The organism is Acinetobacter haemolyticus CIP 64.3 = MTCC 9819 (genome assembly GCF_000369065.1).
GTDB classification, from domain to species: domain Bacteria; phylum Pseudomonadota; class Gammaproteobacteria; order Pseudomonadales; family Moraxellaceae; genus Acinetobacter; species Acinetobacter haemolyticus.
Map to the genome: position 1 here is coordinate 87,061 of NZ_KB849806.1, position 15,201 is coordinate 102,261.

Genomic DNA, 15,201 nt, shown 5'->3' on the forward strand with positions numbered 1-15,201 from the left:
CTTATTTTCGATTAACGATCATTCACATTAAACCAGTATGAATATTCTTTAGGTTGACCATTCACTAAGACATTACTGAGTTTGACATCATAAATGATATTGTTTTTTAAACCATCGAAGTAGAACTGGATATTATTTGGAATCCCCATACCAAGATTGTCATAGCTAATATCTCTAATTTTTTGCTCACCACCACCTCGCTCTGTTACCACCAGTTTTGCTTTGGAATAATCTACATTTTGATTCGCCCAATAGTCATTTTGATCAATGAGGATAGAAACAGAAAGTATTGCTCCTTTCATAAAGTATTTCGAAGGATAGTTGTGATATGGATAAGCAATCACACCAAGTTTTGCAGTGGTTGGATTCTTCTGGAAATAAATTGTTTTATGAGAAGTCCCAACCACATAAGGAAATTGAGTATCTTTAATTGATGGTGCATTGACTGAACCATAAGCAGACTTTTCCATAAATGGATTAATGATCCACCTACGATGACCAACATTATTTGCTACAACATTCAATTTATCATGTGTCATATTTCTAACACTTTCGGCAGGCGAATAATCATACATGATTGATCTCACACCCATTTCAAGATTACTGGTGCTTGCACCAACAGCACCAATATCAGAGTAGCAGTCTGTGTTAGGTTCTGGATAATGGGTCAAGATATTGTTTGCAGCAAGAATAAGAGCGGTCTGCATCATGCCAATTAACAATCTAACCTTCTATAAATACAAATCACATTACAACCTATCCAATTGATTCAACGATATTTTTATTCTAACCTTCCATAACAATGTAATACATGCAATTACCAATTTTTGTGAGTAAGATTGTGAGTAAGCCCTTTCAAAAATAGCGTTACTCACAACATATGCTGAACGATTTAAAAATCAAAAGATTAAAACCACGTGAAGAATTATACCGCATGGCTGATCATTCAGGGCTCTGTATAGAAGTCCGCCCATCTGGTAGCAAATTCTGGCGTTATCGTTACCGCTTTCTTACTAAAGCAAAAATGCTCACAATCGGTAAATATCCTGAAATTACTTTAGCATATGCTCGATTAAAAACTATTGAATATCGAGAGCAACTTGCCAAAGGAGTAGACCCAATAGGTCACCAGAAAAATGAACGCCTTGAAGCAATTAAAGCAAATAATGGTACATTTCGGTTAGTCGCAAGTGAATTTATAAATTCCCGAAAAGCTCAACAATCCAAGGAATGGGAACAACGCCGAAGCAGTTATTTTGAGAAAGATGTTTACCCTCTTATTGGTAACAAACCTATTCATGAGATTGACTCTATTGATATTAAAACTGTGCTTGATAGCACTATGGCAAGAATCAAAAAATCAGGAAGAGGCACAGGAGAAGTTAAAGGGATTTTTGTAAGACAAATCATTGGTGAGGTTATGGAATATGCAATTATCACAAAACGCATTTCTATAGATCCTACTTATGTTCTTAGGGGTTACATTAAACAGCCAGATGTAACCCATGCCAGACCATTAACTGAGTCTGAAAAAAAAGTACTTATGCTTAAGCTCAATGCATACGGTGGCTCAATTAGCACACGAAATGCTATTAAAGCCGCAATATACACATGGCTTAGAAGCATTGAGATACGTCGAGGTAAAAAGGAATATATTGACTTTGAAGATAAGACATGGACGATTCCAGCAGTATCAAGGGCTGATATTTTGGCTGGCAAGCGCAATATGAAAAAGAACAGAATGCATGTTGTACCATTGTCTGACCAAGCCATTGAAATCATAAAAGAGCAATTTGCACTTTATCCAGATAGTGAATATATATTTGCAGGAGAAGACGGGGAAATGATGGGTAAAACCACATTGAATACAGCCCTGAGTAATATGAAATTAGAGTTCAGGATGCATACTCTAAGAGCAACTGCATCCACTGTGGCTAATGAGAATGGTTTTAATAAGGATTGGGTTGAATTACAACTTGCCCACGTTTCAGATAATAAAACAAGGGCATCGTACAATCATGCTCAATGGTTAAATGATCGTAAAACGATGATGCAATGGTGGGCTGAACATGTAGATAGTTGGGATAAAAATAATAATCTATAGTATAGGTATAAATTCTTTATTTTTTCCCAAAAAATATGTTTAAAAAGTTAGATACATAAGTTGAAAACAACTCTATGTATCTAAACTTAATTCTATTACATTCTCACTTCCAAATAGATTATTCACTGTTACAAGTGCTGTATCAGATAATGTCTGAGTAGCTAACACAGCCAGTCTCGTCATTGGGCGAGAAATAGATACATAGAAAAGATTACGAGCTCTATAAAAACCTTTTGTGTTTGCATTAGTCAACTTTTTAGTCTCAAGCAACTCGAGAAGCTGTGGCCATTTATAATTATTCCATCCACCACCTAAAACTACTAATACATTCTCAAACTCTGCCCCCTTAACACTGTGCTGAGTTGCAAATGGAGTTTGCTTTTCAATAAACTTTGTAACTTCGATTACTTCTTTATATGGAATTTCTCTTAATTTATTATAACGAAGTAGTGTTGAAGACATTTCCGTGTCAGGTGAATTTCTTAGAGAAATAAGCTCATCGTCTCGTCTAAGCACTCTATCTGGGGGGGAGGGACGTTTTGTCTGCTTAAGATGATCTATCACTTGCCCTATAGTCCCCTCTTGTCTTAGTTTTAATAATTGATCCATATCCCGTCGCCAACAAGATTTATCTTCATGCTTCGTTATTGCAGGCCTTGAGCCAAAGATTTTAAACATCTCACCATAATTTGATAAGCTATAGCTAACACTCATTGGTTCAACTATTTCTGCAAAAAATTTTATTACAGGGTCTTCTTTTTTAGCAAATTGATCATTACGTCCGTCAAATACTTTAATTAATTGAGGGTATCCTTGTTCAGATGCTAAAACATTATGGCTTAACATCAGTATCTTAGTTTTTTCAATATCCCACCCCTCATTTTGTAGCCTCTGTATCAAACTTGTACGAGTAGATCGAGCTATATCTATTGGTAAATCATCTTTAGAACTTCTCTCATCTGTTCGTGTCCCCTTATAAGAATTAGTATGAAAAAATCTAGCTTCACCTTTTGCATCTGGCGAACTGACAGCTTGTGGTAAGTCTAGTCTTAAATTATTTAATATATCTACAATTGCTGGAACTGATCGAAAATTTGATCCCTTTGCAATCTCTTCGATTGGATACTCTGCCAATTCATATTCACTACCATAAATAGTCTGCCAATGGTCTCCAAAAAGACCAAAAAGTGGTCCCACCTTTGGTTTTAAGAAATACTCTGTAATAGCATCCATAAATTGGCGATTGGTATCTTGATATTCATCAATAAAAACTACCGGAAACTGATTGCTAAATATTTTCCGAAACTTTTCTTTACTTAGTAATTTAGCCATCATCGTTGGGATATCATCATGACTCAGTGTAATTTTCTGATCATTAACACCAAAAAAGCCCAACTCGTATTCCACTGATTTAGACCCAATGCCACCACCTTGTTCAACTTTTTCTTTTCTTGAATCATCTTCAATAAGAATCTCTCTTATGGCTTTTTGAAATTGGCGCATAAAAGCCCATGAGAATCCATGTATAGTATCGACTAAAATTGCTGGATGGTCTTCAATTTCTTGGGCAATCTCATTTCTTGCAACTTCCGTATAAGTAATACAAGCTACTTTTTTACCTGTTTGCGTTAATGATCTACCACGCTCTTTAATAATGGATTTTAGAGCATGAACTAAAGAAAATGTTTTTCCCGCACCTGCGCCAGCTTCTAGCCGGAAACTTCGTCCTGCTTTTATAGCTGCATTAATTTTTGCTTCAGCTAGTTGAGCTGCAATTATTGCTGGATTGTCTAGAATCTCACTCATGCTACTTATTCGCCTGTAGTTAATTCATAGTTTGATTTTTTTATAGTGTCCATTTCAGATAACCAAATTAGACCTTCCTTGATATATCTTGGTGCCGACCAATCTTCTATTAGAATTGCATATTCTAAGGCGAAATCAGATTTAATAAGCCCTTGTGCTTTTTCCCAAGCAGCAACAGCAATATCTTGTCCTTCAGGTAATTCAAATTTAGAAAGATTAGCTAATATGAAAGCATCCTCATAACTTCTAGCGCATATATTAGTTTCTGGATCTTCTGGTATTTGATATGCAATTCTACGGAACTTAATTTGTTTCTCTTGAGCAGTTTTAGCAATCAAGACTGACGGGGAAATTTGACTATCCTCATTTTTAGCTTTTTTCTTAACTTTACCAGTATCATCGACTTCTTTAGGATAAAACCAGTTTTTAATGGCAGCATTAGATGTATTCTGACCATCAACTACTGGGCATTTCACCCATGCATCTTCCTGTTTTCCATTCTTAGTTATTTTGCCTTTTTTTGTTGAATCTAGATCAGTGATTACTAACGTTTTCAACTCCAGAAAGTCAAGGAGTGGATAAAAAATATGCGCATGTGCTCCACCAACCTCAACACAAGTAACATATTGTCTGGCTAGTTTTTGTGGTTCATCAAGAGACTCATCAACTAATTGACATAACTTTGGCATTAATAAACGTTCTGTTGTCCCTTCAACTAAGATAGCTTTATCAGCAAAGTAAAGATCACATTTCGTTAAGGTCATATATTGATGTAAAAATTTTTGATCTTTAACAGAAATACTACTCAACCCCTTCTTAAAATCTTTAACCTTTGTCTGACGTACGTTTTCTATCTTATGAATTTCATTATAAAAATATCTAACAGCATCAAATTTTGCAGCATTCGCAACATGTGGGGAGTGTGTTGTGATAACAAACTGGATATTCCATTTATCTTTGTTAGAATAATTTTCCGATAATTTTTGAACAGCCACATTTAATTGATTGATAAAAACCTCCTGCATTTGAGGATGTAAATGAGCTTCTGGCTCTTCAATAAATATTAAATGAGTAGCGGGGCTAATTGATTTTGATCTATAGATTTTGTGATAGCTTGCTAACTGTAGCAACATGTAAATCAAATTACGGGTTCCTAGACCATTATACCCTTCTGGTAAATGTACTCCATCAACTCCGCTATAAACGACCTTAGTATGCCCTGATAATAATGATTCCACGTTTAATGATGTCTCTGGTCTTATCTCAGTATCATTAAGACTTGGAAATCCCATTACGTTCATAACTGGTAATAATTCTTTAAGCATGCCATCAAAGTCGAGTTGGACATTATGCTCAATATTTTCAACAGATTGCTTTAATCTTATAGCTAAATTTTGATCTGCCTCAGCAGCAGATGGTGCTGTAGCTGTCTTAAATAGCTCACTAAGCAATTTACCTATTACATCAGCATCCCCTAGTTTTGTTTTATCAAGATTTCTTTGAGCTAATACAAAGTTACATTGTAATAATGCTGTTAAAGCAGATGTGCCTTCAAAATCTCTCGTATTTGTACTATCAGTAGGATCAATTGCACTTACATGAACCCCATAAGCTTTAGACAAATTACCCTTCAAATTTTTATAAAAATGTGTACGAGGTTCAACCACTGCGGAAGATGGGGTAAGGTCAAAAAGCAAATGCATATTTTTCAAAATAGGCCGATACTCAACTCGCGCAATAGCCGTTGTAGAGTCTTCATCTAAATCAATAATAAAAGGGGATAGAGAACCTAAATCAGGAGAAAGTTTATTATATTGAAATGTAAGTATAAGAGAAATTCGAGGAAGTGTTTCGAATATTACTTCTGAACTTTCCCCCGCCTCTCTTAATTCTTTAGCTTTTAAAAATTTTTCTCGTGATAAAACTGAAAAATCCTCTAGCCGAAATCTTGTTCCAGATTCACCACAAAAACAATCAAAAATACTGGTAAAAGATGTCTTTCCACTATTATTACGTCCAACAATTACAGTTGAATTCTCTTCCAATCCGAATTCGACATTCTCAAGAAGCCTAAAACCTTCTACTTTAATTTTTTCAATGCGCATTATTATCCCCAATTATTTATTTTAAGCTTTTAAAAATTCGACTATGAATATAGCTTAATAACTAAGATATTATTATTTCTAAAAATAATAATATACAACTTAAGCATAAACTTTTTAAAGCTATCTAACATAATCTTCAAAATAGAAATTGCCATCTCTACAAGCTAACTACGACTGAGCCTTTTTTCAACACAATAGATCAGTAACGTAAACACATCGAATAGTTTTCAACTTTAATTTTACTTCAATCAAAGCTTGTCTGCCGCCCGTCTTAATATTTATCCTGATATAAGAAATCAGTTCTTAATATTTGTACCACGATACAAGCAATGTAATATAATAAACAAATAAGTTGAGTATATTACATGAAAATATCCTTGCTCATATCCTCGCTACCTACACAGAATACAACCACTCGTATGAGAGTCTGGCGATCTCTCAAAGCAAGCGGCGCAGCAATTCTAAGAGATGGCGTCTATTTGCTCCCTATTTCCCATAGTGAAAAGTTTGATCCTATTGCTAATGATGTTATCTCAGAACAAGGGGCTGCTTATATCTTTCATGCAGAACAACCCTTAAATCTTGAGCTTGCTTCTTTTTTCAGTCGGAAAGAAGAATACGATGCTCTCTATAAACAACTGTCTGAATTAAGAGATCGGCAGACCAAAGATGAAAAGAAAGAGCTGCTCAAGCAAATCCGGAAATTAAGAAAAAGTATCGATGCGCTTGTAGAAATTGACTACTACCCCGATGAAACTCAAGCACAGGTTCTAAATGAGCTTTCCTCTTTAGAACTTTCAATTGCACGTCTTGGTGAAGTGAATGAACCACTAGCAATACAAGCTCATATTCAACTTCTCGATAAAGCTAGTTATCAAAACAGAATTTGGGCAACTCGTAAAAGACCTTGGATTGATCGCCTAGCTTCTGCATGGCTAATCAAGACATTTATTGATACCTCACCAACATTCATTTGGTTAGAAACGCCAAGTGACTGCCCAGAAGAGGCATTAGGATTCGATTTTGATGGTGCAACTTTCAGTCATATCAATCATTGGGTGACCTTCGAAGTTCTTTTACATAGTTTTGATCTAGAAACACCTGCATTAAAGAAAATCGCTGAAATTGTTCATTACCTTGATGTAGGTGGGATTGAACCTCCCGAAGCAATCGGTATTGAAAAAGTTATTCAAGGAATTCGAAGTCAGATAAGTGACGATGATCAATTATTTGCATTATCGAATCACATTTTCGATGGCTTATATGCCAACCTATCAAGAGAATAATCATGGAACAAGAACTTGTTATAGAACCAGAACAAGAAATACAGTCAATTTCATTTTGGCAAGCATTTCTATTCTGGCTGAAATTGGGGTTCATTAGTTTTGGTGGGCCAGCAGGACAAATCGCTGTCATGCACCAAGAACTCGTTGAACAAAAACGTTGGATTTCTGAAAAACGTTTCTTACACGCTCTCAACTACTGCATGTTATTACCCGGACCTGAAGCTCAACAATTAGCAACCTACATAGGTTGGTTAATGCACAGGACTATAGGTGGTATTGTTGCTGGTGTCTTATTCGTTTTACCTTCTTTATTTATCCTGATCGCCCTTTCATGGGTCTATGTAAAGTTTGGTGATGTTCCTATCATTGCTGGTCTCTTTTATGGAATCAAACCAGCTGTTGTTGCTATTGTCTTTCATGCAACTTACCGGATTGGCAGCCGATCATTAAAGAATAAGTTTTTATGGGCAATTGCTGCACTTGCATTCGTTGCTATCTTTTTCTTTAACCTTCCGTTTCCTTTAATTGTTCTAAGCGCTGCAATCATTGGATACTTGGCAAGTAAAAAATATCCAAGCTTTTTTACTGGTGGAAGTTCACATCAGCAAGGTAAAAAAGATTATGGTCCAGCATTAATTGATGATGATACTCCAACCCCAGAACATGCCATATTTAGTTGGAAGCACTTAGGAAAAATTTTATTTATCGGTGCAATTTTATGGTTTACACCCATTATAGGTTTGACTCTTACCTTGGGATGGGAGCATGCCTATACACAAATGGCTTGGTTCTTTACTAAAGCGGCACTGCTAACATTTGGTGGAGCTTATGCGGTATTACCTTACGTGTATCAAGGTGCTGTAAATTTTTATGGTTGGTTGAGTCCAACACAAATGATCGATGGTTTAGCACTAGGTGAAAGTACACCCGGCCCACTGATTATGGTTGTTGCATTTGTCGGATTTTTAGGTGGCTTTAATCATGCACTTTTAGGAAGTGATCATGTATTTTTAGCAGGTGCCTTAGGTGCTGTCATTGTTACTTGGTTTACGTTTCTATTTTCTTTCATTTTCATTCTAGCTGGCGCCCCAGTGATTGAATCAACACACAATGAATTAAAGTTTACTGCACCTTTGACTGCAATTACTGCTGCTGTTGTAGGAGTAATATTGAATTTAGCACTCTTCTTCAGTTATCACGTTTTATGGCCCAATGGATTCAACCATTCTTTCAACTATGAAGCCGCATTCATTGCAATTGCAGCATTCATCGCCTTGTTCCATTTTGAAGTCAAAGTCATGTATGTGATTTTTGCCTCTGCATTCTGTGGCTTGATTCTATATATTGGTGCATAAACTTATAGTTTTATTTCTTAATAAAAAAGGAAGCTAAGCTTCCTTTTTTGTACCATTAGTGGCAGTGACGATCCCCTGTCTTGCTATTCGTATGGCAGCCTGAAGAATCCGTACCACCTGAATGAGCAAAAGCATTTGTTACCGCAAGCCCCATTAAACATACAAAGATTAGTTTTTTCATGTTGTTCACCTTTTTTATTGAACGATAAAACAAGTTTGAAATTGTACAACAAATAAACGGGTTACTTCTAAGCCATTAGTCGAAAAGAATTATTTAGGCCACTTTTGATGATAGTCATCAATCACATACTCATGCACATGTACACCATTGACTTGGTGCTGAACCACATGATCGTGGTCTGCGGGTAAATCATCATGGCTATGTGCTAGAAAATCTTCATCTTTAGTTGTCCATAAACGTAATGCAAGAATGAGAGCAATAATCGCAATAACAGCCATCGGAATAAAAGTCTGTAATGTGCCTATATTGGTACTTAACCATCCAACTAATGGATAAGTAATTAACCAACAAGCATGAGAGAAAGCAAATTGGGCAGCAAACAATGACGTTCTATTCTCACTCGATGCAGACTTGCGAATTAAACGGCCTGTAGGTGTTTGTGAAACAGAATATCCAATACCAAGTACAAACCAGAGTGCAAGCAAACCATTATAGGATGTAATGAAATAACCACTTAACAGCCCGATTACAAGAATTGTTGTACCAGTCAACATAACTGATCGATCAGGAAATTTATCCAATATCTTTGGCAAAACAAAAGCCGATAACATTGATCCAAGACCAAATAAACCAAATGCCCATGTCGTTGCATTTTCAGTAAGTTTAAATGTCGATTGAACCAGTACAACAGTATTTACAATCACAACCGCACTCGCCGATGCAATTGCTAGATTTAAAGCAAGCAAAGCCTTAAGTCTTGGCGTATTAAAATAAATTTTAGCTCCCTGCTTTATACGACTATAAACACCTCTAAATTCAGGTACTTTGGCAACTGGTAATTTTGCACTTACTACAAACAAAGCAGAACCGATAAAACCCAATACTGTTCCTAAAAACAGATTATGGTAGCTCATGACAGTGAGTAAGAAACCTGCCAGCATTGGACTGATAATATTTTCCAAATCATAGGCTAAGCGAGACAATGACAAAGCATTGGTATAGTCTTTTTCTTCAGGAAGAACATCTGGAATCATTGCCTGAAATGTTGGTGTAAATGCAGCAGAAGCAGATTGCAAAATAAAAATGAGAATATAAATTTGCCAAATTTGCGTCACAAACGGTAGACACAATGCTGTTAATGCTCGAATAACATCTAGTCCAACCAATACTTGTTTTCTTGGTAATCTCTCAGCAAATGCAGATGCTATAGGTGCTACACCGATATAAGCAATCATCTTAATTGCCAATGCAATACCGAGAACTTGGGCTGCGTCTCCCTTTGCAATATCGTATGCCTGTAAAGCTAGGGCGATTGTGATTAACCCCGTTCCGATTAGCGCTATTACTTGGGCCAAAAACAAATGCCGATATGTTGTGTTTTTTAGTACTTCTAGCATCTTATGGATTCCTTTTAGAACCTGACTTCTTTAGCAATTGAATCTCCTTGGAATATTATTCCAAGGAGATTGATCAAAACTTAAAAGACTTTCTTCATTTCACTAAACTGCCCTTCTACAAGTAGAGTTACAGTCACTGGATTTTCAGTACGGTTACGCCAGAACCAACCATGTTTGCCATCAAAAGCTGCCTTTAAGACGCCCTGCTGAGTTGTCTCATTCTTTCCTTTACCATAGCCATGATAGAACCCTTTAGGAGCATTCACTGGATCACCATGAGTATCATAGTTAAGACCGCCTCCTACTGCTTTCCAATCAAAGTTGACACTTGCACTTTGTGGCATTGTCAGTTTCACTTCGGTTGCTTGGCCCGGTTTAAGCTCAATACTAATGCTCTCTTTATTAATAGCAGGCATAATCATTTGAGCATTATCAGCTGCCGTTTGAGTCGAAGTTTCCACTGATATTTGTTCAACACTATTCACTGCCTGTGCAGCATTGATACCATTTTCTGACTCTTCAGCTAGTGATTGTTTGATTTCTCCCATTTTCGTTAAACCAAGCACTTTACCCATACCTGTCGGATCAATTGCATACTCCGCAGGCATGACACAGGTAACTAGCACAACAACAGCACTTACGGCAGCAATTGCTGTTGATTTAATTAACTTTTTTGATGAAGGTAATTCGATATCTTTTGGAATTTCAGCGTTATACATAATTTAGATCCTTATTGAGTAATGAAGCCAGTAAGTTGATAGCCAACAAGTAAAAAACCGAGAAACATGAGGAAGACATTGCTTTGATAAGCTGTTTTAAAGAAATAAGGTGTCTTTCTCCAAAACGTCATTAATAACAAGATGATGCACAGAGCCATAAACTGACCTAATTCAACCCCAATATTGAATGAGATTAAATTTGCCAACAGTCCATCACTCGGAACTTCATATTCCTGAATTTTTACTGCGAGTCCAAAACCATGAATCAGACCAAAAATTAAAGTCGCGATTTTCGTGTTTGGTTGAAAACCAAACCAACGTTGATAAGCCCCCAAGTTATCAAGAGCCTTATAAACAATTGAAAAACCAATGATTGCATCGATGATGTAGGCGTTTATCGAGATGTTGTAATAAACACCTACCAGCATCGTAATCGAATGCCCAAGTGCAAATAGGCTGACGTATAAGCCGATATCTTTCATTCGATATAAAAAGAAGATAATGCCAACAAGAAATAATAGATGGTCATATCCAGTGACCATATGCTTCGCACCCAAATAGATGAATGGAATTACTTGAACGCCATAAATTTCTTGAATATAGCCCTTATCACCTTCTGCTACTCCATGAGCAAAAAGTGTAGGACTTACCAATGTAATGAATAAAGCAAGTAATAGCTTTATGTAAGCACTTAATTTCACAATGTGTGAAGCAATAATTTGCATGTATATCAAACTCCAAAATTTAAAATGAATTGAAAATCCATTAACTTTTTGGGCGGTTTAAAAATACGACTCACCATCAGATAAACATATTCTTTTGACCAATCTAGAATCGATATCCCCTTTAAGAGATGGGCTAAAGCGGTCGATTTAAGTGCGTCATAGCCAACAAAATGTTCATAGTAATTATCTTGGTGACTATGTGAATGTTGTTGACTTATCTCATGATGGTGAGAGTGAATTGCATCAATTGAAACGTGTCTCTGAAATTCATTTACAGTTACATGCTCATTAAAGTGCAAACATAAAGCGAGACTGATCATGCAGACTAGCCACATCATCACAAATTTGCTTTGTTTATCTCGCAATATATTTGTCATTAAAGATGCCCCTAAACAACCTGTTCAGCAGCATCGTTTGATTTTCTTGACCTACCTTGGTTAAACCACACATATAAGGTTGGCAAAATAATCAAAGTCAGTAAGGTTGATGAAATAATCCCACCAATAACGACAGTTGCAATTGGGCGCTGAACTTCAGAGCCAATGCCTACGTTTAAGGCCATCGGAATAAAACCTAATGAAGCGACCAAAGCTGTAATCAACACGGGACGGAGTCTTTCCATTGCACCATGTTTCACTGCATCAATGACACTTTCACCTTGAACTCTAAGTCGCTGAATGGCTGAAACAAGAACCAAACCATTCAGCACAGCAACACCCGATAAGGCAATGAAACCCACAGCCGCAGAAATGGAGAATGGGATATCACGTAGTGCTAAAGCAATCACACCACCTGTTAGTGCAAATGGCACACCTGTGAATACCAAGATACTGTTTCTAACATTACCTAAAGCCATATAGATCATGGCAAAGATCAGAATTAAAGCAATCGGTACTACAACCATAAGACGATTTGAAGCAGATTCCATTTGCTCAAACGTACCGCCCCAAGTCAGCCAATAACCATCTGGTAATTTAAAATCAGCAGTCAGCTTAGATTGTGCTTCTGAAATGTAACTACCAATATCAGTTCCACGAACATTTGCTGTAATGACGATACGACGTTTACCATTTTCGCGAGAAATCTGGTTTGGTCCTTGAACATTTTTTAACTCGATCAATTCTGATAAAAGAACACTCGAACCATCAGCTAAACTCACAGGAATCTGATAAAGCTTCTCTAGGTCTGTTACCGAGTTTTGGTCCATGCGTACCACAATGTCGAACTTTCGATCTCCTTCAAACACCTTACCTGCTGTCTCGCCTGTAATTAGACTAGAAACCTGTTTTTGCACATCCTCTGCATCAAGCCCATAGTTGGCAATCATGTCTTTTTTCAGCTCAACAGAAACCATGGGTAAACCAGACATCTGTTCGACTTTAAGATCAGCAGTACCATTGACTCCCTCTAAAATCTTAGCGGCAGCGTTTGCTGATTCAAGTAACTGTTCCAAATCATCACCATAAATTTTTACGGCAACATCGGTTCTGACACCTGAAATAAGTTCGTTAAAACGCATTTGAATCGGCTGTGTAAACTCATAATTGTTTCCATATACGCCTTTAGATACGCGTTCAATTTCAGCAACAACCGCAGACTTTTCCTTATCAGGATTAGGCCACTGACTACGAGGTTTCAGCATGACAAAGTTATCTGCAACGTTAGGTGGAACAGGATCAGTCGCAATTTCAGCAGTCCCTACTTTGGCAAAAATAGTCTGAACTTCTGGAATTTTCTTAATCTCTTTTTCTAACGTGTATTGCATTTCAATTGCTTGAGTCAACGACGTGCCAGGGATACGCAAAGCATGTAGTGCCACATCTCCCTCATCCAAGGAAGGTATAAACTCTGAACCTAAACGAGTCGAAAGACTTGCACTAAAAACAAAGAAAATAGAGACAAAAGCAATTAGCAAATATCTGTGATTTAAAGACCAATCTAAAATTGGGTTATAAAACCTTTTGATACCATGAACGATTTTTGACTCTTCTTCTTTAATTTCACCGGTAGTGACCAATGCCACCATTGCAGGGACAAACGTAATTGAAAGTATCATTGCTGCCACTAAAGCCATAACCACTGTTGCAGCCATTGGTGTAAACATCTTTCCTTCAACACCAGTCAAAGTCATTACAGGTAGATACACCAAGATAATGATCAATTGACCATAGAGAATCGCTTTGCGGGATTCTTTAGTCGCCTCAAACACAGTCGTAAAGCGTTCTTGCCTTGTTAAAACTCGCCCAAGCTCTTTTTGTTTAATTGCCAACTTTGCTAAGGAAGCCTCAACAATTACAACAGCACCATCTACAATAATCCCGAAATCTAGTGCCCCAAGACTCATAAGGTTTGCACTAATTTTTTGGTTCACCATACCTGTGATTGTCATCAGCATGGATAATGGAATAACTAGAGCTGTAATCAGCGCAGTACGGAAATGACCAAGAAATACAAACAGAACAACGATTACTAGAATCGCACCTTCTAAAAGATTCTTTTTCACCGTCTGTATCGTTGCATCAACCAAAGTTGTACGGTTATAGACCGCTTTTGCTTCTACACCTTCTGGTAATGATTTTTGAACTTGCTGTAGTTTTTGATCAACAGCATGAGCAACATTTCGTGAGTTCTCACCGATAAGCATGAATGCTGTACCCAGTACAATTTCTTGCCCATCTTTAGTTGCGGCACCTGTACGTAATTCGTGACCAATAGATATTTTGGCAACATCTTTCAATCTGAGGATATAACCATTGCTCGTCGTAATCGGGATATTCTGGATTTGCTCAATTGAGTTAATTTGAGAATCAGAACGAATCAAATACTGTTCACCATTTTTCTCAATATACCCCGAGCCTTTATTCATGCTGTTCTTAGAGATAGCCTCTAAAATCGCCTTCTGATCCAGCCCTATGCTACGTAAATAAGCATAATCAGGTTGAACTACAAATTGTTTGAGATAACCACCAATGGTATTGATTTCATTAACACCCTCTACATTTCGAAGCTGAGGTTTAATCACCCAGTCTTGTAAGGTGCGTAATTCCGTTGGTGAAAGTGGATTAGGATTGTTCTTGGCATTTTCAACGGTATACATGAAGATTTCGCCAAGTCCTGTAGAAACAGGCCCCATAGAAGTTGCAATTCCAACGGGAAGATTTGGTGTCACCCCTTGTAGCTTCTCATTCACTAATTGTCGGGCAAAATAAATATCCGTCCCTTCTTTGAAAATTGCCGTCACTTGTGACAGGCCATACCGAGAGACTGATCGGGTATAGTCTAAATTTGGAATACCAGCCAAAGCCGTTTCAATAGGATAAGTCACCTGAGACTCCATCTCCATTGGAGAGAGTCCTTGAGCTTCACTATTAATCTGAACTTGTACATTCGTAATATCGGGAACAGCATCAATTGGTAGCTTAAAATAGTTATAAGCCCCCAATGCACCGACAAATAGGAATACGATGAGTACAAGCCAACGATTCTTAATCGAGAGTTTAACAATCTGATCAAACATATTCGC

Annotated in this window: 11 protein-coding genes and 1 pseudogene; 3 read left to right on the plus strand and 9 right to left on the minus strand. The window is 37.1% G+C overall.

What is annotated here, in order from left to right; all coding sequences use genetic code 11:
- Nucleotides 1-11: 11 nt before the first annotated feature.
- Nucleotides 12-710: pseudogene (locus F927_RS12290) on the minus strand (CAP domain-containing protein); the annotation flags it as partial.
- A 170-nt stretch (nucleotides 711-880) separates the two neighbouring features.
- On the opposite strand from F927_RS12290, the gene F927_RS12295 reads away from it, so the two are divergent.
- A complete protein-coding gene (locus tag F927_RS12295; RefSeq protein ID WP_004885576.1) occupies nucleotides 881-2,104 on the plus strand; it encodes a tyrosine-type recombinase/integrase in 1,224 nt (407 codons plus the stop codon).
- Nucleotides 2,105-2,176: 72 nt separating this feature from the next.
- On the opposite strand, the gene F927_RS12300 is transcribed toward F927_RS12295, so the two are convergent.
- Nucleotides 2,177-3,910: a UvrD-helicase domain-containing protein gene (locus F927_RS12300; RefSeq protein ID WP_005085367.1), complete on the minus strand. Its 1,734-nt coding sequence runs from the start codon at nucleotides 3,908-3,910 to the stop codon at nucleotides 2,177-2,179.
- 5 nt (nucleotides 3,911-3,915) lie between these two features.
- Nucleotides 3,916-6,015, minus strand: coding sequence for an ATP-dependent nuclease (locus F927_RS12305; RefSeq protein WP_005085368.1), 2,100 nt, complete (start codon nucleotides 6,013-6,015; stop codon nucleotides 3,916-3,918).
- A gap of 365 nt (nucleotides 6,016-6,380) precedes the next feature.
- Between F927_RS12305 and F927_RS12310 the strand changes: the two genes are divergently transcribed.
- The gene (locus F927_RS12310) at nucleotides 6,381-7,301 is read left to right on the plus strand and encodes a chromate resistance protein ChrB domain-containing protein (RefSeq protein WP_004885571.1); all 921 of its coding nucleotides are present in this window, start codon (nucleotides 6,381-6,383) and stop codon (nucleotides 7,299-7,301) included.
- A gap of 2 nt (nucleotides 7,302-7,303) precedes the next feature.
- Nucleotides 7,304-8,656, plus strand: coding sequence for a chromate efflux transporter (gene chrA / locus F927_RS12315; protein WP_004885570.1), 1,353 nt, complete (start codon nucleotides 7,304-7,306; stop codon nucleotides 8,654-8,656).
- Between the two features lie 55 nt (nucleotides 8,657-8,711).
- On the opposite strand, the gene F927_RS17105 is transcribed toward chrA, so the two are convergent.
- The 6 genes from F927_RS17105 to F927_RS12340 form a co-directional block, all read right to left on the minus strand.
- Nucleotides 8,712-8,837: a YHYH domain-containing protein gene (locus F927_RS17105; RefSeq protein ID WP_016541229.1), complete on the minus strand. Its 126-nt coding sequence runs from the start codon at nucleotides 8,835-8,837 to the stop codon at nucleotides 8,712-8,714.
- Between the two features lie 89 nt (nucleotides 8,838-8,926).
- Entirely contained in the window at nucleotides 8,927-10,234 is a 1,308-nt protein-coding gene (locus tag F927_RS12320; RefSeq protein ID WP_004885568.1) for an MFS transporter, read from the minus strand.
- Nucleotides 10,235-10,314: 80 nt separating this feature from the next.
- Nucleotides 10,315-10,953, minus strand: a complete 639-nt coding sequence (locus F927_RS12325) for a hypothetical protein (RefSeq protein WP_004828381.1) — start codon at nucleotides 10,951-10,953, stop codon at nucleotides 10,315-10,317.
- An 11-nt stretch (nucleotides 10,954-10,964) separates the two neighbouring features.
- On the minus strand, nucleotides 10,965-11,678 hold the full coding sequence (locus tag F927_RS12330) for a HupE/UreJ family protein (RefSeq protein ID WP_004885567.1): 714 nt from the start codon (nucleotides 11,676-11,678) through the stop codon (nucleotides 10,965-10,967).
- Between the two features lie 5 nt (nucleotides 11,679-11,683).
- The gene (locus F927_RS12335; RefSeq protein ID WP_004885566.1) at nucleotides 11,684-12,055 is read right to left on the minus strand and encodes a hypothetical protein; all 372 of its coding nucleotides are present in this window, start codon (nucleotides 12,053-12,055) and stop codon (nucleotides 11,684-11,686) included.
- An 11-nt stretch (nucleotides 12,056-12,066) separates the two neighbouring features.
- Nucleotides 12,067-15,195: an efflux RND transporter permease subunit gene (locus F927_RS12340; RefSeq protein WP_005085369.1), complete on the minus strand. Its 3,129-nt coding sequence runs from the start codon at nucleotides 15,193-15,195 to the stop codon at nucleotides 12,067-12,069.
- Between the last annotated feature and the right edge of the window lie 6 nt (nucleotides 15,196-15,201).